20 protein-coding genes are annotated in these 21025 nt (G+C 67.4%); 10 read left to right on the forward strand and 10 right to left on the reverse strand.

Features of this window, described 5'->3' with window-relative positions:
* The first annotated feature begins 35 nt into the window (after positions 1–35).
* The 3 genes from G6N32_RS27050 to G6N32_RS27060 all read left to right on the forward strand — a co-directional run bounded on the left by G6N32_RS27050 (position 36) and on the right by G6N32_RS27060 (position 2412).
* Complete coding sequence (locus G6N32_RS27050) at positions 36–203, forward strand: hypothetical protein (protein ID WP_163789485.1); 168 nt, start codon at positions 36–38, stop codon at positions 201–203.
* A 200-nt stretch (positions 204–403) separates the two neighbouring features.
* The gene (locus tag G6N32_RS27055) at positions 404–1621 is read left to right on the forward strand and encodes an acyl-CoA dehydrogenase family protein (protein WP_172507262.1); all 1218 of its coding nucleotides are present in this window, start codon (positions 404–406) and stop codon (positions 1619–1621) included.
* Positions 1618–2412 (forward strand): tyrosine-protein phosphatase, encoded by a 795-nt coding sequence (locus G6N32_RS27060; protein ID WP_115318099.1) that lies wholly within the window; start codon positions 1618–1620, stop codon positions 2410–2412. The genes G6N32_RS27055 and G6N32_RS27060 overlap by 4 nt, the downstream gene beginning before the upstream one ends.
* On the opposite strand, the gene G6N32_RS27065 is transcribed toward G6N32_RS27060, so the two are convergent.
* From G6N32_RS27065 to G6N32_RS27075, 3 genes are read right to left on the reverse strand one after another with little or no spacing between them, the layout of a single operon-like run.
* Positions 2401–2886: a DUF456 domain-containing protein gene (locus tag G6N32_RS27065; protein ID WP_115318098.1), complete on the reverse strand. Its 486-nt coding sequence runs from the start codon at positions 2884–2886 to the stop codon at positions 2401–2403. The two genes, G6N32_RS27060 and G6N32_RS27065, sit on opposite strands and share 12 nt — an antisense overlap.
* Before the next feature lie 14 nt (positions 2887–2900).
* Positions 2901–3524, reverse strand: coding sequence for a LysE family transporter (locus G6N32_RS27070; RefSeq protein WP_115318097.1), 624 nt, complete (start codon positions 3522–3524; stop codon positions 2901–2903).
* Between the two features lie 5 nt (positions 3525–3529).
* Positions 3530–4144 (reverse strand): DUF1989 domain-containing protein, encoded by a 615-nt coding sequence (locus tag G6N32_RS27075; RefSeq protein ID WP_115318096.1) that lies wholly within the window; start codon positions 4142–4144, stop codon positions 3530–3532.
* A 462-nt stretch (positions 4145–4606) separates the two neighbouring features.
* Between G6N32_RS27075 and G6N32_RS27080 the strand changes: the two genes are divergently transcribed.
* From G6N32_RS27080 to G6N32_RS27090, 3 genes are read left to right on the forward strand one after another with little or no spacing between them, the layout of a single operon-like run.
* Positions 4607–6139, forward strand: a complete 1533-nt coding sequence (locus G6N32_RS27080; RefSeq protein WP_115318095.1) for a Re/Si-specific NAD(P)(+) transhydrogenase subunit alpha — start codon at positions 4607–4609, stop codon at positions 6137–6139.
* 1 nt (position 6140) lies between these two features.
* Positions 6141–7562: a Re/Si-specific NAD(P)(+) transhydrogenase subunit beta gene (pntB, locus tag G6N32_RS27085; RefSeq protein ID WP_115318094.1), complete on the forward strand. Its 1422-nt coding sequence runs from the start codon at positions 6141–6143 to the stop codon at positions 7560–7562.
* A gap of 9 nt (positions 7563–7571) precedes the next feature.
* Positions 7572–8441, forward strand: a complete 870-nt coding sequence (locus G6N32_RS27090) for an EamA family transporter (protein WP_308213149.1) — start codon at positions 7572–7574, stop codon at positions 8439–8441.
* Here the strand turns inward: G6N32_RS27090 and G6N32_RS27095 are convergent.
* The 5 genes from G6N32_RS27095 to G6N32_RS27115 all read right to left on the reverse strand — a co-directional run bounded on the left by G6N32_RS27095 (position 8438) and on the right by G6N32_RS27115 (position 13545).
* Positions 8438–9133 (reverse strand): haloacid dehalogenase type II, encoded by a 696-nt coding sequence (locus G6N32_RS27095; RefSeq protein WP_115318093.1) that lies wholly within the window; start codon positions 9131–9133, stop codon positions 8438–8440. The two genes, G6N32_RS27090 and G6N32_RS27095, sit on opposite strands and share 4 nt — an antisense overlap.
* A gap of 37 nt (positions 9134–9170) precedes the next feature.
* Positions 9171–10034, reverse strand: coding sequence for an SDR family oxidoreductase (locus G6N32_RS27100; protein ID WP_083117554.1), 864 nt, complete (start codon positions 10032–10034; stop codon positions 9171–9173).
* Between the two features lie 79 nt (positions 10035–10113).
* On the reverse strand, positions 10114–11049 hold the full coding sequence (locus G6N32_RS27105; RefSeq protein WP_115318981.1) for an SAM-dependent methyltransferase: 936 nt from the start codon (positions 11047–11049) through the stop codon (positions 10114–10116).
* A 150-nt stretch (positions 11050–11199) separates the two neighbouring features.
* Complete coding sequence (locus tag G6N32_RS27110) at positions 11200–11835, reverse strand: TetR/AcrR family transcriptional regulator (RefSeq protein ID WP_115318092.1); 636 nt, start codon at positions 11833–11835, stop codon at positions 11200–11202.
* Between the two features lie 309 nt (positions 11836–12144).
* Positions 12145–13545 (reverse strand): aldehyde dehydrogenase family protein, encoded by a 1401-nt coding sequence (locus G6N32_RS27115; protein ID WP_115318091.1) that lies wholly within the window; start codon positions 13543–13545, stop codon positions 12145–12147.
* Positions 13546–13681: 136 nt separating this feature from the next.
* Between G6N32_RS27115 and G6N32_RS27120 the strand changes: the two genes are divergently transcribed.
* Both G6N32_RS27120 and G6N32_RS27125 read left to right on the forward strand, forming a co-directional pair.
* Complete coding sequence (locus tag G6N32_RS27120) at positions 13682–14242, forward strand: TetR/AcrR family transcriptional regulator (protein WP_115318090.1); 561 nt, start codon at positions 13682–13684, stop codon at positions 14240–14242.
* 4 nt (positions 14243–14246) lie between these two features.
* The gene (locus tag G6N32_RS27125; protein WP_115318089.1) at positions 14247–16403 is read left to right on the forward strand and encodes an FUSC family protein; all 2157 of its coding nucleotides are present in this window, start codon (positions 14247–14249) and stop codon (positions 16401–16403) included.
* 50 nt (positions 16404–16453) lie between these two features.
* On the opposite strand, the gene G6N32_RS27130 is transcribed toward G6N32_RS27125, so the two are convergent.
* Together G6N32_RS27130 and ptsP are read right to left on the reverse strand one after the other, a co-directional pair.
* A complete protein-coding gene (locus G6N32_RS27130) occupies positions 16454–17425 on the reverse strand; it encodes a pirin family protein (protein WP_115318980.1) in 972 nt (323 codons plus the stop codon).
* A 35-nt stretch (positions 17426–17460) separates the two neighbouring features.
* Positions 17461–19155, reverse strand: coding sequence for a phosphoenolpyruvate--protein phosphotransferase (gene ptsP / locus G6N32_RS27135; RefSeq protein WP_410432356.1), 1695 nt, complete (start codon positions 19153–19155; stop codon positions 17461–17463).
* Positions 19156–19258: 103 nt separating this feature from the next.
* On the opposite strand from ptsP, the gene G6N32_RS27140 reads away from it, so the two are divergent.
* Entirely contained in the window at positions 19259–20038 is a 780-nt protein-coding gene (locus G6N32_RS27140) for a DeoR/GlpR family DNA-binding transcription regulator (protein WP_115318088.1), read from the forward strand.
* On the forward strand, positions 20035–21012 hold the full coding sequence (gene pfkB, locus G6N32_RS27145) for a 1-phosphofructokinase (protein WP_115318087.1): 978 nt from the start codon (positions 20035–20037) through the stop codon (positions 21010–21012). Before G6N32_RS27140 ends, pfkB begins: the two co-directional genes overlap by 4 nt.
* Positions 21013–21025: the final 13 nt, after the last annotated feature.

The following is a 21025-nucleotide window of genomic DNA, read 5'->3' on the forward strand; positions in this document are numbered from 1 at the left end:
CGAAAACCATCGGCCGCAGAAGCAAGGAGACGGACATGGACCACACATTCACTCGTCGCTTCACCACCGCCCTGGCTGGCCCCACGCTGGCGGTGGGCGTCCTGGCCGGCACCTTGATCGTCGACACCCCCGCAGCGACCGACACCATGGGCCTGAGCCTGGCCTCGGTTTCCTCGGCCGGACTGGTCGACATCCACCTGTAACTCCACTCAGCAGCCGCGAAACTGCGCGAGAGCGAGGAGGTCAGATGAGCACTACCCGTCACTTGTCCACGAGATCCCGGAGGTTTATTGATCGCTAACCCTCTTACTCCACATGACAACGAGGCCCTCCCTATGGTCATAAGGGAGGGCCTCGTTGTTGTTTAGACGGGTGTCATATCGTGGCGGTCATGGATTTCGCCATGTCTGCCAAGGGTGCTGACTACCACAAACGCCTCACCGAGTTCATGGTCGAACATGTCTTCCCGGCCGAGAAGGTCTACGACGAGTACCGCGAGGCCGCGGGCCCGGGTGACTTCACCGTGCCGCCGGTGGTCGAGGAACTGAAGGTGCTTGCCAAAAAGCAGGGCCTGTGGAACCTGTTTCTGCCGCCGGAGTCGGGGCTGACCAACCTGGAGTACGCGCCGCTGGCCGAGCTGACCGGCTGGAGCACCGAGATCGCGCCCGAGGCGATCAACTGCGCGGCGCCCGACACCGGCAACATGGAGACGCTGCACCTGTTCGCCACCGAGGAGCAGCGCAAGACATGGCTGGAGCCGCTGCTGGCCGGCGAGATCCGCAGCGCTTTCTCGATGACGGAGCCGGCGGTCGCCTCCAGCGATGCCCGCAACATCCAGACTCAGATGGTCCGCGACGGTGACGACTACATCATCAACGGCCGCAAGTGGTGGACCTCAGGCGCCAACGACCCGCGCTGCAAGGTGCTGATCGTGATGGGGCGCACCAATCCTGACGCCGCCTCGCATCAGCAGCAGTCGATGATCCTGGTGCCCACCGATACCCCCGGCGTGCAGATCCTGCGCTCGACGTCGGTGTTCGGCTGGCAGGACCAGCACGGCCACGCCGAGGTGATCTACGACAACGTGCGGGTGCCCGCGTCGAATCTGCTGGCCGAGGAGGGCATGGGCTTCGCGATCGCGCAGGCGCGGTTGGGCCCGGGCCGGATTCATCACTGCATGCGCGCGATCGGGGTCGCCGAGCGCGCGCTCGCGCTGATGACCCATCGCGCCCGTACCCGCATCGCGTTCGGCAAGCCGCTGGCCGAGCAGGGTGTGGTGCAACAGCAGATTGCGTTGTCGCGCAACGAGATCGACCAGGCCCGCCTGCTTTGCCAGAAAGCCGCCTGGACCATCGACCAGCACGGCAACAAAGAGGCCCGCAATCTGGTCGCCCAGATCAAAGCCGTCGCGCCACAGATGGCCTGCAACGTCATCGACCGGGCGATCCAGGTGCACGGCGGCGGCGGAGTCAGCGATGACTTCCCGCTGGCCCGGATGTACGGCTGGCAGCGGGCCATGCGCATCTTCGACGGACCCGACGAGGTCCACATGCGCAGCATCGCCCGAGCCGAGATCGGCGCGGAGCCAAGCGCTTTCGCAGCGGCGGTGACCGGCGCGTGAGCCACACTGCACTGTCGGGTGCGTGGAACTTCCGCGATATCGCCGACACCACCGGGATCCGGCCCGGCAAGTTCTTCCGGTCCAGTGAGCTCAGCCGGCTCGACGACGACGGCCGGGAGGCCTTCCGCCGCTTGGGTATCACCGATGTCGCCGATCTGCGCTCGCCGCAGGAGCTGGAGCGCCGCGGCTCCGGAGCGGTGCCCGACGGCGTCGCCATCCATCTGCTGCCGTTCCCCGACCTGTCCAACACGACAGCCGAGGCGCCGCACGAGACCAGCTGGCAGAAGATGATGACCGAGAAGGTCGACGACGAGGACGTCGAAGACGCCGCCGAACGCTTCATGACCGGCGAATACGAGAAGTTCCCCGTCCTCGCCGGCGCGCAACGCGCAGTGCGCCAAGTGTTTTCGCTGTTGAGCGCGGGACGTCCGGTGATCACGCACTGCTTCGCAGGTAAGGACCGCACCGGTTTCACCGTCGCGGTCGTGCTGGAGTCCATCGGCGTGCCGCGCGACACGGTGCTCTCCGACTTCCTGCGCAGCAACGACGCCGTCGAATCGCTGCGTGAGCGGATCATGGAGTCGATCGTCAGCCGGGCCGGCGAGACGCCGGAGATCGCCACGTTCGCCGAGGCGCGCCTGACCAATGGGGTGCTCGGTGTGCGGGAGGGCTACCTGGCCACCGCGCACCGGGTGATCGCGGAGAATTACGGCGACCTGGATGGCTTCCTGCGCACCGCGGGGGTGTCCGAAGAGGACGTTGCGCGTACCCGCAAAGAACTACTGGGTTAGCAGCAGACCAGCCACCCACACCCCGGTGGCGATCAGGCCTCCGGACAGCTCGACACCGACCGAGAGCGCCGCGGCCTTCAGCGCAAGGACCGTTGCCGCCCAGGCACGCCGCTGATCGCGCCGGGCCGCCAGCTCGGCGAGGTACACGCCGAGCACGAAACCGAACAGCAGGCCGATCACCGGCACCACGAAGAAGCCGATGATGCCCAATACCGCACCCGCACCCAGTGTCCATGTACCCACCTCGCCGGCGCGCATGCGCCGGGCGGGCAGGAGGTACTTGATCAGCAGGGTCGCGCCGAGCACCGCGGTGACCACTCCCAGCACCACCCAGGACACCAGGCTGCCCTCGACGACAGCCCACACCGCGATGGCCGCGTAAATCAGCAGGGTGCCCGGCAACAGCGGCACGATGACGCCGACCAGCCCGATCGCGATGGCCAGCCCCACCAGGACGATCCCGCCGGTGCTCACTCGGTCAAACCTACCTAGGCCCGATACAGCCCGAGCGCCACGTAGCCGATGAACACCGCCACCAGAACGCAGTCGACCAGGAGGATGCGGCGACGCGCGCGGTCGGAGAAGGTTCGGCCCAACCGGGCACCTGCGGCTGCCAGGGCGAGCTGCCACGACAGCGACGCCGCGAAGGCGCCGACGACGATGGCCGCCGCCTCGACAGCCCGGTAGGGCGGTGCCGCGGCGACGATGAGGCTGAGAAAGTAGATGACCGTCATGGTGTTCATCAGCGTGAACGCGAGGAATTCGGCATAGGCGCGGATCGGCGACCCGCCGTGCCACGTGCGTGTCGGCGCCGAGTCGGCACCAGGATGCAGAAGCTGACGCACGGCGAGCACCCCGATCAGCAGCAGCACCGCAATCGCGAGCCAGTGCAGCAGCTCGGCCCACGGTGCGAGCAGGCGATTCAGTGCAGCACCGGCCGCAACTGCGATCGTGGCCCACACCGCGTCGCCGGTCGCGATACCCGCTCCGGCCGCCGTGGCGACGCCAAACCCGGTGTGGGCCGAGGTCTCCATCACGAGCATCGCGGCGGCGCCGGACAGAACCGCGGCGCTGAGACCAATCAGGAAGCCGGCGGCCAGCGCTCCGATCACCTGCGTTAAGGCCCGACCTCGAGCCGCAGAGGGGTGCAATGGTCGCCGTTGATCGGCTCGAGGTCCATGGAGCAGGCCGTCACGACCACGTGAACGGCGGTCTCGGCTCGAAGCGTGACGGAGTCACCCGGGCTGGTCAGCGCCGGAAGCGCAGTGAACGACCCGTCGGCCTCCACAGGGGAGCGCTGGAAGAAGTTCACCGGGTCCGGGACAGACTGCGGGTGCCAGTCCACCTGCACCGCAGCTGTACGGAAATTCTCGCTGCAGCTCGGGTGGTAGCCCGCGTATGCCATCGCTCGGTACATCTCCGCACTGCAGGGCGGCTCAAGCATGTCGTGCGCGCCGGGTGAGTCATCCCGCTCGAACGTGAGCAGCGGACGGTAGGCGGTGCTGAAGAACGACTGACCGACAGCCGGGAACAGCCGCCAGGTACAGGCTCGCGTCACCGGAACACTGAGCCACTCGTCGAGGTCGCTCGCCGAAACCGCGAACAGGTCGGCGACCTGGGACCCCTCGATGTCGATGATCTTCAGCCGATGGCCGGCCGCCAGGGTCACTACCGCGCCGGATTGCGCGGGAATCTCGACAGTTGTCGGCACATCGCTTGTTGGCACCACCATCAGCCGAAACCTCCCGACTCGGGGCCACGATGCTACCGCCGCAAGCCCAGCGACGGTGCGCGATCCGAGGCGTCAGCCGAGCTCGACGGTGGTGTGAGCCACCATCCTGGGAGCCCGAACCGGCACCGCGGAACAAACTGGACATGTGTCTTGTACAAGCGCGCACCAGCCGATAGTTTGGCCCGATGCGCCACGAAACACCGCGCCATCCCTACCTGGGTGTAGCGCATAATTGCATTTCATAAGTGATTTTCCCGAAGCCCGTACCAACATCGCGGGGCGGCGGGCTAAAATAGACAGGTGTCCAGCGGCATGATGTTGGACCTCAGGTAATCCCATTCGGGATCTCTGGCCACCGGCAACCGCGCAGGGGGTACGGAGTTCGCAGGTGAACCCTGCCATTCCATACACTGACATCTTCCATCCGGCCTCGCCCACGACCAACCAGATCGGACCGCATCGATGCTCATCGGGATTCCACGCGAGTCTCTACCGGGGGAGACGCGTGTCGCCGCCACACCGCAGACCGTCGGACAGCTCATCAAACTCGGTTATGACGTCCTCGTCGAATCCGGTGCGGGCGTCGCGGCGAGCTTCTCCGACGAGGCATTCGTCGAGGCCGGTGCAGGTATCGGGACCACCGCGGAAACGCTGGCCACCGATATCGTCCTCAAGGTCAACGCACCCACCAGTGCCGAGATCGCCGCACTGCGCGACGGGGCGACCTTGATCAGCCTGATCTCCCCGGCCCTGAAACCCGACCTCGTTGAAGAACTGTCCACGCGGCCCATCACAGTGCTGGCCATGGACGCGGTCCCGCGTATCTCGCGAGCCCAGTCTCTGGACGTCCTGTCGTCGATGGCCAATATCGCCGGGTACCGCGCGGTCATCGAGGCAGCACATGCGTTCGGCCGGTTCTTCACCGGCCAGGTGACCGCGGCGGGCAAGGTTCCGCCGGCCAAAGTTCTGGTGGTCGGCGCGGGTGTGGCCGGCCTGGCAGCGATCGGCGCCGCAGGCAGCCTGGGTGCCATCGTGCGCGCCACCGACCCGCGCCCCGAGGTCGCCGATCAGGTCAAATCCCTTGGTGGTGAGTATCTTTCGATCGAATCACCGGAGATCGAGGTATCGGCCACCGGGTACGCCAAGGAGATGGGCGACGATTACAAGGCCCGCGAGGCGCAGCTGTACGCCGATCAGAGCCAAGATGTCGACATCATCATCACAACGGCGCTGATTCCCGGGCGGCCCGCGCCGCGCATCATCACCGCCGACATGGTCGCCTCGATGAAATCGGGCAGTGTCATCGTCGATATGGCCGCAGCCAACGGCGGCAACGTCGAGGGCACCGTCAAAGACCAGGCGATCCTCACCGACAACGGCGTGACCATCATCGGCTACACCGACCTGGCCGGCCGGCTGCCCGCCCAGGCATCCCAGCTCTACGGGACCAACCTGGTGAACCTCCTCAAACTGTTGACCCCGGAGAAAGACGGCGCGCTCGTACTCGATTTCGACGACGTCGTGCAGCGGTCGGTCACCGTGGTTCGCGACGGCGAGACGACGTGGCCGCCACCACCGGTACAGGTATCTGCTGCCCCGGCACCGGCGGCGACAGCCGCCCCTGCAGTGCAGCAGACGAAAGAGCCGATGACGATGGGCCGCAGGCTCGGCATCACCTTCGGTGCCGCCGCCGTGCTGTTCGGACTCATCGCGTTGTCCCCGGCCGCACTGCAGGTACACCTGACCGTCTTCGCTTTGGCGATCGTGATCGGCTACTACGTGATCGGCCACGTGCACCACGCCCTGCACACCCCGCTGATGTCGGTGACCAACGCGATCTCGGGCATCATCGTCGTCGGCGCGCTGCTCCAGATCGGCCACGGTGACGTCATCGTCACCACATTGGCCGCCGTCGCCATCCTGCTTGCCAGTATCAACATCTTCGGTGGCTTCGCGGTGACGCGTCGCATGCTCGCGATGTTCTCGAGGAGCTAAGTTGTTCACATTGGAAACGGCCGCCACCGCGGCCTACGTCGTCGCGGCCCTGCTGTTCATCCTGGCGCTCGCCGGGCTGTCCAAGCACGAAACATCGCGGGCCGGAAACACATTCGGCATGGCCGGCATGGTCGTCGCGCTGGTGGCCACCATCGCGCTGGCGCTGGCCCGCCATATCGAGCCGGTCGGCCTGGGCCTGCTGATCGGAGCCATGGCCATCGGTGCCGCGATCGGGTTGTGGCGTGCCCGCGTCGTCGAGATGACCGGCATGCCCGAGCTGATCGCGCTGCTGCACAGCTTCGTCGGCCTGGCAGCGGTGTTGGTCGGCTGGAACGGCTACCTGCACGTCGAACACGATCTGGCCGGCGCCGAGGCCGCAGTGCTGAGCAACGAGGGCATGCTCGGCATTCACTCCGCCGAGGTGTTCATCGGCGTGTTCATCGGTGCCGTCACCTTCACCGGATCGATCGTCGCCAATCTGAAACTGTCGGCGCGGATCAAATCCGCCCCACTGATGTTGCCCGGCAAGAACTTTCTCAATGTCGGCGCCCTGGTGTTGTTCGTTGCCTTCACCGTCTGGTTCGTCATCGAACCCCAGCTGTGGCTGCTCGTCGTCGTCACGGTGTTGGCGCTGCTGCTGGGCTGGCACCTGGTCGCCTCGATCGGCGGTGGCGACATGCCGGTCGTGGTGTCCATGCTCAACAGCTATTCCGGTTGGGCTGCAGCAGCTTCGGGCTTCCTGCTGTCCAACGATCTGCTGATCGTCACCGGCGCCCTGGTCGGATCATCGGGTGCCTACCTGTCCTACATCATGTGCAAAGCCATGAACCGCTCGTTCATCTCGGTCATCGCCGGTGGGTTCGGCATCGAGGCAGGACCGGCGGAGGACAAGGACTACGGCGAACACCGCGAGATCACCGCCGAGGGAGCCGCCGAACTCTTGGCGTCGGCCAGCTCGGTGATCATCACCCCTGGCTACGGGATGGCCGTGGCCCAGGCCCAGTACGGCGTGGCCGAACTGACCCGCAAGCTGCGCGAGCGTGGTGTCACCGTGCGATTCGGTATCCACCCCGTCGCAGGCCGGCTGCCCGGGCACATGAACGTGCTGCTGGCAGAGGCCAAGGTGCCCTACGACATCGTGCTCGAAATGGACGAGATCAACGACGATTTCGAGAACACGTCGGTGGTTTTGGTGATCGGCGCCAACGACACGGTGAACCCGGCGGCCTCGGAAGATCCCGGCAGCCCGATCGCAGGCATGCCGGTGCTGACGGTCTGGAATGCCGAACACGTCATCGTGTTCAAGCGGTCCATGGCCTCCGGTTACGCCGGGGTGCAGAATCCGCTGTTCTTCCGCGAGAACACCCAGATGCTGTTCGGCGATGCGCGCGACCGGGTCGACGACATCAACGCCGCGCTGTAAGACCGCGCGGTGAACCACCGCGTTCCGATGTGGTCGGTGCCGATGTTCTTCATCGTCGGTGCTGTATCGCAGTATGTCGGTGCCGCACTGGCGGTGTTCCTGTTTGCGACGGTCAACCCGGCCGCGGTGGCGTGGCTACGTGCCGCGGGGGCCGCCGTGGTGCTACTCGCCTGGCGCCGCCCGTGGCGGCAGGGGTGGACGCGCCGCGGCCTTGCCGTCGCCGCCGGATTCGGGATCGTCACTGTCGGAATGAATGTCGCCTTCTTCGAGGCGATTTCACGCATTCCGCTGGGTACCGCAGTGGCGATCGAATTCATCGGACCCGTCGCGGTGGCAACGCTGGGCACGCGGCGCCCCCGTGATGTCCTGGCCGTCGGGCTCGCGGCGGGCGGAGTGGCGCTGCTAGCCGGAGTGCAGGCCGGCGCGGACGCCGTCGGTGTGTTCTTCGCACTGACCGCCGCGGCGCTGTGGGCGGGTTACATCCTGCTCGGCAAACGGGTCGCCGAGGCGGGGTCCGGTCTGGGGTCCCTGACCATCGGGATGGCCGTCGCGGCAGTGTTGCTGGCGGCGCCCTTGCTGGCCGGCCAGTTACACACCGACGCACACGTGCTCAGCGATCCCCGGATCTGGCTTGTAGGTCTTGGCGTCGGTGTGCTGTCCACCGCCGTGCCGTACGCACTCGATCAGTTCGTCCTCACGGTCATCCCCCGGGCCCGCTTCGCCTTGCTTCTGGCGCTGCTGCCCGCCACCGCAGCCGGGATCGGCGCAGTCATGCTGAATCAGTGGCTGACAGCCGGCGAACTAGCGGGCATCGCGATGGTCATGGCGGCACTGGCCATCAGTGCGCAAGACTCGGTCGCCGAGGACACCGGCACCTAGAGCTTGTCGGCCAGATCGAGGAGATCCGTTGCGATGGAATCGAATTCATCGGCCTCGAACGGCACCCGATAGCGCCCCGGTTGCCCCCACTCCAGCGGCCGGTCGACGTATGCGGTCCGCAGCCCGGCATCGCGGGCGGCGCGCAGGTCGCTGGGGTGCGCGGCGACCAACATGAGCTCATCGGGTGCCACATCCATGATGTCCGCGCAGCCCAGGTAGGCCTCGGGGTCGGGTTTGTAGTGCCCGAAGATCTCGGCCGAGAGCACGCAATCCCACGGCAGGCCCGCCCGTTTGGCCATCTCGGTCAGTAGCGAGACGTTTCCGTTCGACAGCGTGGTGATGGTGAATCTTTCCTTGAGCCGGTGCAGCCCGGCCACCGCATCAGGCCAGGGAGCCAACCGGTGCCAGGCGCGGTTGAGGTGGTCGACATCGTCCTCGTCGGCCTGGATGCCTGCCTCACGGAGCAGCTCGTCGAGGATTCTGCGGTGCAGATCGTCCAGGCGCGTCCAGGGCAGCTCGCCGCGGCGGACCTGATTCATCGCAGGGACGTAACCGCCCCGCCAGCTGTCGGCGAATGCACCCCAATCCCGTTGCAGGCCTTGAGATTTCCCGAACTGTTCGAGCTCGCCGATGATGCTGGAACGCCAGTCGACGACGGTGCCGAACACGTCGAAGGCCAGCACGCGGATCATGGATGCACCTGCGTACCGGCCGACGACGCGGTCACGTTCAGCCGAGCTTGAAGGAGGCGTGCTCGGCAGCCGACAGGTCGTCGATCGTCGACCACTGGGCGGCGACGTCGTCGACGCTCGGGACATGGTCGAAGGTGACGCCCTCGTTCTGGAACAGCGCCGCGCGCTGCACCTTGCCACCGCCGACGATGAACACCGAAGCGGAGTCCGGCACCTCTTCGGTGCACAGATACCCGACCACCGGCGCGACGTACTCCGGGGTGAGCTTCTTGAACACCTCGGGCGGCAGGATGTCCTCGGTCATGCGGGTCGCGGCGATGGGCGCCAGTGCGTTGGCCTTGATGTTGTACTTGGCGCCTTCCTGGGCCAGCGTGTTGATCAGGCCGACCAGGCCGAGCTTGGCGGCGCTGTAGTTGGCCTGACCGAAGTTGCCGAACAGGCCGCTGGTGGAGGTGGCGACGACGATGCGGCCGTAGCTCTGCTCGCGGAAGTGCGGCCAGGCCGCCCGGATCACGTTGTAGCCGCCGTACAGGTGCACCTTGAGCACGGAATCCCAGTTCTCGAACGGCATCTTGTGGAAGGTGCCGTCGCGCAGAATGCCCGCGTTGCTGACAATGCCGTCGATCTTGCCGAACTCCTCGAGCGCGGTCTTGACGATGTTCTCGCCGCCCTCGGGCTCGGCGACGGAGTCGTAGTTCGCGACCGCGCGGCCGCCGGCGTCCTTGATCTCCTGGACCACCTGATCGGCCATGTTGTGGCCTGCGCCGGTTCCGTCGCGCGCGCCGCCGAGGTCATTCACCACGACGCTCGCGCCTTCGCGGGCCAGTGTCAGGGCGTACTCACGACCCAGACCACCACCGGCTCCGGTGACGACGATGACTCGATCAACAACTCCGGGCATGGGCCTTCCTCTCCTGCGACTGACGGAACGTAACTCTTGTATACGTGGGCCGCCGGAGCTGCGGGCACCCGGGTTGGGCTCAGACCTTCTGGGCGACGACGAAGGTCGCGAACGCATCCGGATCGTCGGCCATCGGGATGTCGATCCAGCGGCCGAGCCTGCGCATCTCGTCGACAGCGTGCTGTCCGGTGGCCAGCCAGCCGTGCGCGTTCAGCCATTCGGTGAGGTCGGCGCGGTCCGGATCGTTGTAGGTCAGGTTCTGCATGTCGATGGTGCGCTCGATGCCCAGTTGGTCGGCGAACTTCTCGAAGCGTTCCCGCATCTCTTCGCGACGCTCTTCGGAGTGATGGCCGACCGCCTCGGCGGACACCCGGCTGCCGGGCGCGCTCAGTTCGGTGACCAGTTCGAACAACCGGTCCTGGGCGTCGGCGGGCAGGTACATCAGGAGACCTTCGGCCAGCCAGGCGGTGGGCTGCGACGGATCGAAGCCCTGCTTTTTCAGCGCAGCCGGCCAGTCCTGACGCAAGTCGACGGGCACCTCGCGGCGCTCGGCGACGGGCTGCGCATCGTGGGCGGCCAGCTTGTCGGCCTTGTATTCCAGAACGAGCGGCTGGTCGATCTCGTAGACACGGGTGCCTGCCGGCCAGTCCAGCCGATAGGCGCGCGAATCCAGACCCGACGCCAGGATCACGATCTGCCGAATGCCCGCGGCCACCGCGTCGGCGAAGAATGCGTCGAAGAAGTGGGTGCGAACCGCCTGATAGTTCAGCATGTGGCCGAACATCGCGGCGGCCTCCGGCTCGGCATGGTCGAGCTTGCCGGCCAACGAGTCGTCGAGGAAGTGCTCCCACATACCGGTCCCGGCCCCCTCGACCAGGATTCGCGCGTACGGATCCTGGATCAGGGGGTTGGGCTGCTCGGTCTCGCGGGCGCGTGCGGCGGCCACCAGTACAGCGGTCGATCCCACGCTTGTAGCGATGTCCCAGGTGTCGTCGTCAGTGCGCGTAGTGCTCATCGGCAGCGGTATCCCATTCAGCGTCGCGTGATGGCTGGACACTGGGTGAAGCCCCACCGGGGCCGGATATCAACCCAGGTCAGCCAGATTGATACACCAAGGCTACCGAGAAGCTTAGCCAGACTATGCGACTGTGGCGCACGTCACCGCTCAGGAACCGGTGCGCCAGGCCTGACCATCGAGGAGCTGCAGGAATTGGTCGGTGATCGCAGTCAGACGATCTTGATCGCCCACGAAACCGGCATAGAAGCCCAGCCCCCACATCACGGCCATCAGCATCTCGGCGGCCGCCTCGATGTCGATGTCCGCCCGAACCTCGCCCGATTCGACGGCATCCTTGATGGCCGCCTTCACGTACCCGCGGGTGAACTCCCGCGAATCGTGGTTGGACTCGGCCAACTCGGGATGTCGCTCGGACTCCAGCACCGAGGTAACCAGGAAGGCCGCCACCGAGCGGTCCTGGCCCTGAGCGTGAACGGCCGCCTGGATGAAGACGCGGATCCGCCCCGCCAGGGTGCTCTCCCGTTGCGACTGATGAACGGCGGACTCGATCACCGAGGCGTTCGTCTGGTCGACGACCTCTTGATAGAGCAGCCGTTTGCTGGCGAAGTAATGGTTAATCGCAGGTCGGGTCAAGTCGGCCCGGATGGCGATTGCCTGGAAGGTGGCAGCGTCATACCCCAATTCGCTGAACACCTCACGGGCAGCGCGCATGATGCGCTCGCGCGTTTCCGCTGCCTTAGCTGCTGGGGGGCGACCCGGGCCCCGACTGGCTGTATGCGGCACAGTCAAAATTGTGCCACAACTTTGCGCATATTTTTGACGGCGAACGACATTTGCTCAGGTCAACAACATTAGAAATGTGTTCATATTTTGCCCCACCTTCGGAATCCGTTGCCACAACGACCGTTCGACCTGCGATCCGCGCCTGACATGCGGATTCCGGTTCGATTATCGGACAATGACCGATGCGTCATAATTTCCCGCGAAGCAATTCGCACGGATATTCGCTCAATCTGTGCCGGCGCGCGGATGTTCGCCGTCGAATGATTGCTGAGCTTTTGTCCGGAGTTTGCTGGGGCCATTTTCAGGGCATCACAGAACCCTGCGCATTAGGCTGATCGCACGATCAGTATAGGGCGGATACATCAGTTTCAGGTCAAATTTCGTGGGTTTGGCGAGGACGGCGCGTCGGTGGCTGAGCGTCTCGAAGCCCCACTTGCCGTGGTACGCACCCATACCGCTGGCACCGACCCCACCGAACGGCAGTTGCGGAACCAGGCAGTGCACCGCGACGTGGTTGATCACCGCACCGCCGGACGGCATCCGGTCGACGAGATCCCGTGCCGCCGACTGCGACGAGGTGAAGACGTACAACGCCAGCGGCTTGGGCCGGGCATTGACGAACGCGACGGCGGCATCCGCCGAATCCACCGAGAGGATCGGCAGGATCGGGCCGAAGATCTCATCCGACATCACCGGGTCGTCGGCGGGCGGATCGACGATCACCGTCGGCTCGATCCGCAGGGCCGCACGGTCCGACCGACCGCCGGTGACGACGGTGCCGCTGGTCGCGCTGATCAGTGATGCCAGCCTGTCGAACTGCCGCTCGTTGACGATGCGCAGCGACGGGTCCTGCTCCTGAGCGCGGAACTCCGCGATCGTCGCCACGATCTTGTCTGTCAGCTTCCCCACGATCGTGCGGTCGGCGAGCACGTAGTCCGGGGCGATGCAGGTCTGTCCGGAATTCATCAGCTTGATCCAGGCGATCCGGCGGGCCGCGACGTCCAGGTCGGCGTCGGGAAGCACCACCACCGGGCTCTTGCCGCCCAGTTCGAGCGTGACCGGCGTCAGGGTCGGCGCGGCCGCCGCCATGATCTTGCGGCCGATCTCGGTGCCACCGGTGAACAACGCATGGTCGAAGCCCTGCGCAAGCAGATCCTGGGTGACCGCCGCGTCGCCCTCGACCACGCGGACAGCCTCGGAGTCGAGGTACTGCGGGACCAGCCGCGCGATGAGCGCCGAGGTGGCCGGCGCGAGTTCCGACGGCTTGATCACCGCGCCGTTACCGGCGGCGATCGCGGCGACCAGCGGCGCCATGCACAGATAGAAGGGGTAGTTCCACGGTCCGATCACCAGGATCACGCCGAGCGGGTCGTACTGCACCCACGCCCGGCCGGGTTGCTGCGCCAGGGGAAGACGGGATTTCTGCGGTTTCACCCATTTCTTCAGCTGCTTGCGGGCGAACGCGGCTTCGGCCTTCGTCGAGCCGATATCGGCGAGCCAGGCTTCGAACGAGGATCGGCCCAGGTCACTGGCCAGCGCCTCGGCGATTTCCGGCTCCCGTTCGTCGCACATCCGCTCGACGGCGAGCAGCTGCTCGGACCGCCACGCCAGCGAGCGGGTGCGGCCGCTGTTGAATACCCGGCGCACGTCAGCCAGCACGCCGGCGGCACCGCCTTCGGTCGCGTGGTCACTTGTGATCTGAACGGTCATGCCAACTCCTCGATTCGATCGCGTGATTCAAGCTTGCCCCACTATCGATCCGCGGTCACAAGCCGCCTGCGCAACTTGGTCACGATCCCGCCCGTCACCTCTGTCTTGTCGGGGCCCGCGCATTATCGTTTGACCCATGGCAACCGTTGCCAACCGAGAGGCGTACTTCGAGACTGGTCTCGAAGTACTCGCCGACGTCGGTTACGGCGGACTCAAACTGGCCGAGGTCTGTAATCGACTCGGTGTCACGACCGGGTCGTTCTATCACTATTTCGCCAGCTGGCCGGCCTTCACCCGCGACCTGGTCGGCTACTGGGTGCAGGACCGGACCGTCCGGCTGATTGACGCCATCCGCGAGGTTTCCGACCCGCGCAGCCGCATCGAGGCGATCATCCAGGTCGGGTTGTCCCTGCCGCACCGCGCCGAGGCTGCGATTCGGTCGTGGAGTTCCGTCGACCCCCACGTGCTGGCCGTCCAGAGCGAGGTCGACCGGGCGCGGTACAAGATCCTCTACGACTCGGCAATCGAAATCGTCGGCGATGTCCGCCAGGCCGAGGTGTACGCCTCCTGGGCGGTCTACGTCTTCATCGGCTATGAGCAGGCGATCCTGCCTCGCGACCCGGGGACGTTCGGCTGGATCGCCCGCTACATGCTCGACGCGCTGGATTCCGGCAGTTTCGCCAGCGTCCCCCAGTGACAGGGTGTTGACCCCGGCCGTCCTGTGGCGTCGGGCGGCCGATCGGATCCGGACGCGCGACCCCGAGAACGACGGAGCACGACGCGCCGCGCGGGCCGCAATCGTCATCCCGATCGCCGCCGCGGTCAGCTTCGCGGTCGGCGGCGGGTCGCAGACGCCGCTGTTCACCATCTTCGGATCGATCGCGCTGCTGATCGTGGTCGACTTCCCGGGCAACATGAACGCCCGGGCGGTCGCCTACGGCGGATTGGGCTTCAACGGCGCTGTGTTGATCAGCCTGGGCACACTGGCCGCGCCGATCCCGTGGCTCGCGATCATGCTGACGTTCCTCATCGGAGTGGCCGTCACGTTCTCCGGAGTGCTCAGCGAGATCGTCGCAGCCGGCCAGCGCGCCACCTTGCTGACCTTCGTGCTGCCGGTGTGCACGCCGGCCGGCCCGCTCGGTGAACGCCTGCTCGGGTGGCTGATCGCGCTGGCTATCTGCGTCCCGGCAGCACTGTTCCTCTTCCCGCCGCGCCACCACGGCGAGCTGCGCCGCCACGCCGCCGCCGTCTGCGCGGTGCTGGCCGACCGCATCGAGGGAACCGCGTCGGCCGCCGACGTCACCGCCGCGATGGACGCGCTGCGGGCCAACTTCCTCGGCGCCGCCTACCGGCCGGTAGCCCTCACCGCGGGCAGCCGGGCGTTGGTCCGAGTGGTCGACGACCTGCAGTGGCTGTGCGATCGCGTCACCGGCGACACCGGCGAACTGCTCGGGCCGATCGGCGAGCCGGTGGTGCGGGTGCTGCGCGACTGCGCGCAAGTCCTGTTGATCACCCGTCCCGGCGCGCGGGCCGACGAACGCGCGCTGCTTGCCGCGGCGCTCATCGACCTGCGAACCATCGCGGTCGGCACGTATCGCCAGGACATCGTCGACCTCCTCGCCGAACCCGATGACCAGGCCGCGGTCGCGCTGGGCCGCACTCTGCTCAACCGGCGCACCATCGGCGCGGCCACCGGCGTGACCGGCCGGCTCATCGCCAGCGCCGCGGCGGCCGACGCACGTCCGGTGTGGGCGCGCGTCTTGGGCCGCCGGCTGCCCGAGACCGGGATCGCCGACCGGGTGTACTCCGAAACCGAGGCGGTCACCGCCTTGACCAGCGGACACCTGGCCACCCGGTCGGTGACCGCCCGCAACAGCCTGCGCACCGGGCTCGGCCTGGCGCTGGCTGTGCTCGTGACGTTCGTGTTCCCGGTCCAGCACGGCTTCTGGGTGGTGCTCGGCGCGTTGTCGGTGCTGCGCAGCAGCGCGCTGACCACCGGCACCACCGTCGTGCGTGCAGTGGTCGGCACGGTCATCGGCTTCCTCATCGGTGCCGTCGTCATCGAACTCCTCGGCGTCGACCCGATCGTGCTGTGGGTGTTGTTGCCGATGGTCGCTTTCGGGTCGGCGTACGTGCCCGAGATCGGCTCGTTCACCGCCACCCAGGCCGCGTTCACGATGATGGTGCTGATCGTGTTCAACCTGATCGTGCCGAGCGGCTGGGCCGTCGGCCTGATCCGGATCGAAGACGTCGTCGTGGGTGCGTCGGTCGGGGTCGTGGTGTCACTGCTGCTGTGGCCGCGCGGGGTCAAGACTGCTGTGCAGCAGGCCATCGACGCGGCCCGCGAGGTCGGTTCGCGCTACCTGCGGGCAGCCGTCCTGCGGGTCACCCGCGGCGCCTTCGAGCAGGCCGAAAACCAGGTGAACGCGCTGAGCCACGAGGCGTTGACGGTGTCCCGGACGCTCGACGATGCTGTGCGCCAATACCTTTCGGAGAACGGCGGCCCGACGGATTCCCGGGCCCCCGTCGTGCGGGCGTCCAGCCGCGCGGTTCGGTTACGCGCGGCCGCCGATCTGATCGCCGATATCGTGCCCCCGCCGCTGGCGGTCTACCCGCGGGCACGGGCGGTGCTCGAGGCGCACGCCGCGGCGATCTGCTCCCGCTTCGACGGCAGCGGCGGCACCGGACTGACCGCACCGATCAGCGACGACCTGGTGCCCGCGTTGCGAGCCGAGGCCGGCAGCGGCGGGCTGGCCGTATCGGCGGCCCTGCCGCTGGTGACCGCGGCTGCCAATCTCGGCGAACTGGAGCTGACCTATCCGCCGGAACTGGCGAAGGAGGGGCCGAGATCGACCTGAGGGCTGCATCGTGTTGCGATTGACGACCATCAGGTCGGTCTCGTCGCGCCCTACCGAGCTCGGTGCGGCATCAGCGCGCCGGGCGGAACTGTGCCGAACCGGCCCGCGTTGAAGTCCTCGAGCGCCTGGACGACCTCCGACTTGGAGTTCATCACGAACGGCCCGTAGTGGAACACCGGCTCGCGAATCGGCTTGCCGCCCAACAGGAGAACCTCCATCGCAGGACGGTTCGAGTCCTGGGACGCGGCCGCGGCCACCGTGATGCGGTCGCCCGGGCCGAGCACCGCGAGCTGGCCCTGCTGGATCGGGTGGCCGATCGGTCCGACGGTGCCGCGACCGGAGAGCACATAGACCAGCGCGTTGTAATCACGCGGCCAGGCCAGATTCAGCTGCGCGCCGGCTTCGATAGTGGTGTGGGCCAGCGTGATCGGGGTGTGTGTCATGCCCGGCCCGGCCCAGCCGTCGACCTCACCGGCGATGACGCGGACCAGTGCCCCGCCGTCCTCGGACGACAGCAGGCGCACCGCCTGGCCCTCGATCGACTGGTAGCGCGGCTCGGCGAACTTGTCCGCGCGAGGCAGATTGACCCATAGCTGGATGCCGTGGAACAGCCCGCCGCTCTCGACGAGTTCGGCCGGGGGTGTCTCGATGTGCAGGATGCCCGCACCCGCGGTCATCCACTGGGTCGCGCCGTCGGCGATCAGTCCGCCGCCCCCGTGTGAGTCCTGGTGGGCGAAGCGGCCGTCGATCATGTAGGTGACCGTCTCGAAACCGCGATGCGGGTGCCAGTCGGTGCCTTTGGGCTCACCGGGTGAGTACTCGACTTCACCCATCTGGTCCATGTGAATGAACGGGTCGAGGTCGGCGGCGCTGACTCCGGTGAACGCACGCACGACGGGAAAGCCCTCGCCTTCGTACCCGCGCGGCCCGGTGGTGACGGACCGGACGGGACGTTCGGTATCGGACGGAGCGGCCGCGCGCAGGCGCGGGAGCGACAAGGTGTCTGCGGTAACTGCTGGCATGTCCGACATAACCGGACTGCAGTCCGATTAATTCCTCACAGCACGCTCAGGGCCGCCGCGCGGGCGTCGGCCGCACTTGCCGTGGTCAGCACAGCGGCGGCGGCGTCACGACATTGCTGCAGCGTGACCGAGGCGAGCTTGGCGCCGACACCGGTCACCGCAGCGGCAGCCGCCGACAGCGAGGTGATGCCGAGACCGGCCAGCACGCATGCCAGCAACGGATCGGCGGCCGCTTCGCCGCAGACCCCCACCGGTTTGCCCCTAGTGGCGCCGGCGCGGGCGGTCTGGGCGACCAGGGCCAGCACCCCCGGCTGCCACGGATCGGTCAGCGTCGCCAGCTCGGCCGACATCCGATCGGCCGCCATCGTGTACTGGGCCAGGTCGTTGGTGCCGATCGACAGGAACTCGACGTGGTCCAGGATGTGCTCGGCCAGCAGCGCGGCGGCCGGCACCTCGATCATCACGCCGGGCACCAGGCCTCGCCCGCGAGCCCGGTCGGCGAATCGCTTGGCCTCGTCCGGGGTCGCGATCATCGGCGCCATCACCCACGGGGCACTGCCGGTCTGCTCGGCGGCCAGCGCGATCGCGTCGAGCTGGCGCTCGAGGACCTCGGGATGGAGGGCCTCGATCCGGATACCGCGAACGCCCAGCGCAGGGTTGGCCTCGTCGGGATGGCCGACGAACTTCAGCGGCTTGTCGGATCCGGCGTCCAGGGTGCGGATGACGACCTTGCGTCCGGCGAACGCATCGAGCACCTCGCCGTAGATGGCGGCCTGCTCCTCGACGGTCGGCTCGGTGTCGGTGTTGAGGAAGCACAGTTCGGTGCGGAACAGCCCGATGCCCTCAGCCGGGGTTTCGCGGGCGGCGCGCGCGGCCGAACCGTCCTGCACGTTGGCCAGGATCGCCACCGGATGGCCGTCGGCGGTGGCACCGGGACCGCTCCAGCCGGCCATCGCGGCGTTCGCGGCCTCGGCAGCCTCGACGGCCGCAGCAGCCTCGGCGGGGTCCGGTGAGACGGCGATGGTGCCGCTGGTCCCGTCGATGAGGACATCGGTGCCCGCCGCCAGCTCGTCGAGGCCGTGCACGGCGACCACACACGGGATACCGAGCTGGCGGGCGATGATCGCGGTGTGGCTGGTCGGCCCGCCCAAGGTGGTGGCCAAGCCGACGACGAGAGCCGGATCCAGTCCTGCGGTGTCGGCCGGGGCCAGGTCTTCCGCGCAGAGGATGGCGGGGTGGTCCGGCACCGGCACACCGGGTTCGGGCAGGCCGCTCAGTTCGGCGATCACCCGGTCGCGGATGTCGCGCAGGTCGGTGACACGTTCGGCCATGAGTCCGCCCATCTTGGTGAACATGTCGACGAACTGGGCCACCGCCTCGGCGGTGGCGCGCACCGCAGGCGTGCCGTCCTTGATGCGTTTCTCCGCCGCGCCCAGCCAGGCCCGGTCTTGGGCCAACATCGCGGTGGCGGCCAGCACCTCCGAGGCGGCGCCCGTCGCGAGGGCGGCGCGTGCGCGCAACCGGTCGGCGACGGCGGACGCGGCGGCGGTGAACCGAGCGGCCTCGGGATCTCGCTGTGCTTCACCGATCTGTTCGCCGGAGTCGAGTTCCTCGACCGAGGGTGCGCGGCCGGGCCGGATGACCGGTGCATAGCGAACACCGGGGACCACCGGAACGCCGCGCAGCACCTGTCCGGCACCGAGTGAGGTAGGCGTGGAGGAAACGGTCATGTGAACTACGTTACAACAATCCATTGACAAGTCAACACGATCGGGAGTAAAACAACACATATCAACATCCAATATGGCGCTTAGCCCACACAAACGGAGAATCGTGTACCCGGAGGAACGTCAGCAGGCGATCGCGGACCGAGTGCTGTCCCAGGGACGGGTGTCGGTCGCCGAACTCGCCCAGACCTACGACGTCACCACCGAGACCGTCCGCCGGGATCTGGCTGCCCTCGACCGGGCCGGTGTGCTGCGACGCGTACACGGCGGCGCGGTCCCGGTGCGGGCCCTGCACGTGGTGGAGCCCGGGGTCGACGAACGGGAGACCACCCGCGCCGAGCACAAGGAGGCCATCGCCCGGGCCGCGGTCGATTTCCTCCCGCTGTCCGGGGCCACCGTGCTGTTCGACGCCGGCACCACCACCGCCCGGGTGGCGGCGATGCTGCCTGCCGATCGAGAACTGGTGGTGGTGACCAATTCCGTACCGATCGCCGCGCGGCTGGCCGCCATGCCGTCGGTGAACCTGCAGCTGCTGGGCGGGCGGGTCCGAGGCCTGACCCAGGCCGCCGTCGGCGAACCGGTTCTGCGCACCCTCGACGCACTTCGGGTGGACATCGCGTTCATCGGCGCCAACGGCGTCACCGTGGGCCACGGCCTGTCCACCCCCGACAGCGACGAGGCAGCGGTCAAACGCGCAATGGTGCGCTGCGCCAACTACGTCGTGGTGCTGGCCGATTCGTCGAAGATCGGCCGGGAGGAGTTCGTCAGCTTCGCCTCGATCGACCACGTCGACGCCCTGATCACCGATCCGGAGATCACCGCCGCCGACCGGGCCGCACTGACCGAGCGGGGCGTCGAAGTCGTCCTGGCAGGAGGGGAATCATGATCGTCACCGTCACGCCCAACCCGAGCATCGACCGGACGGTGACCCTGCCGACGCCCCTGGTCCGCGGCGCCGTGCACCGCGTGCAATCGGTGACCACCGAACCCGGCGGCAAGGGTGTCAATGTCGCGCGGGCACTGACACTTGCCGGGCTCGACACCCTGGCCGTGCTGCCCGCCGCCCGCCACGATCCGCTTGTCACCGCGCTGCTGTCGTACGCCGTGCCGTTCTACGCGGTACCCATCGACGGCGGGGTCCGCACCAATCTCGCGATCACCGAATCAGACGGCACCACAACCAAAATCAACGAGCCCGGCGCGGCGATCGACGAGATCACGCTCGCGGCGCTGACCCAGGCGATTCTCGATCACGCCGCCGACGCGCGGTGGGTGGTGCTGTCGGGATCGCTGCCACCCGGCGTCCCCGATCACTGGTACGCCGACGTGGTGGCTCAATTGCAGGCCTACGACTGCAAGGTGGCGGTGGATACCTCCGACACGCCGCTGGCCGCGCTGGCCGCCAACTTCGGCACCGCTGCCCCCGATGTGATCAAGCCCAACTCCGAAGAGCTGGCCAGCCTGACCGGCGTCGATGCTCAGGCCTTGGAAGATGCTCTGGCCCAAGGCGATCCGGACCCGGTGGTGGCGGCCGCCCAGCAGCTGATCGACCGTGGCGCCAAGACGGTGCTCGCCACGCTGGGCGCCGCGGGCGCGCTGCTGGTGAACGACACCGGCAGCTGGCTGGCCTCCCCACCGCCGATCACACCCCGGAGCACTGTCGGCGCCGGCGACTCGTCCCTGGCGGGTTACGTCCGCGCCGACGTCGGTGGCGCCGAGGCGCCGGGGCGGCTGCAGATGGCCGTCGCGTACGGCAGCGCCGCTGCGGCACTTCCCGGTTCGGCGCTGCCGTCGCCGGCCCAGATCGATCTCGACGAGGTGGCGGTCACCTCGATATCGCCCTACCCCGCGCGCCCCTAAACCCCGAAAGGCC

Origin of the sequence: Mycolicibacterium aichiense, from assembly GCF_010726245.1 — a bacterium.
In the GTDB taxonomy this organism is placed as follows: domain Bacteria; phylum Actinomycetota; class Actinomycetes; order Mycobacteriales; family Mycobacteriaceae; genus Mycobacterium; species Mycobacterium aichiense.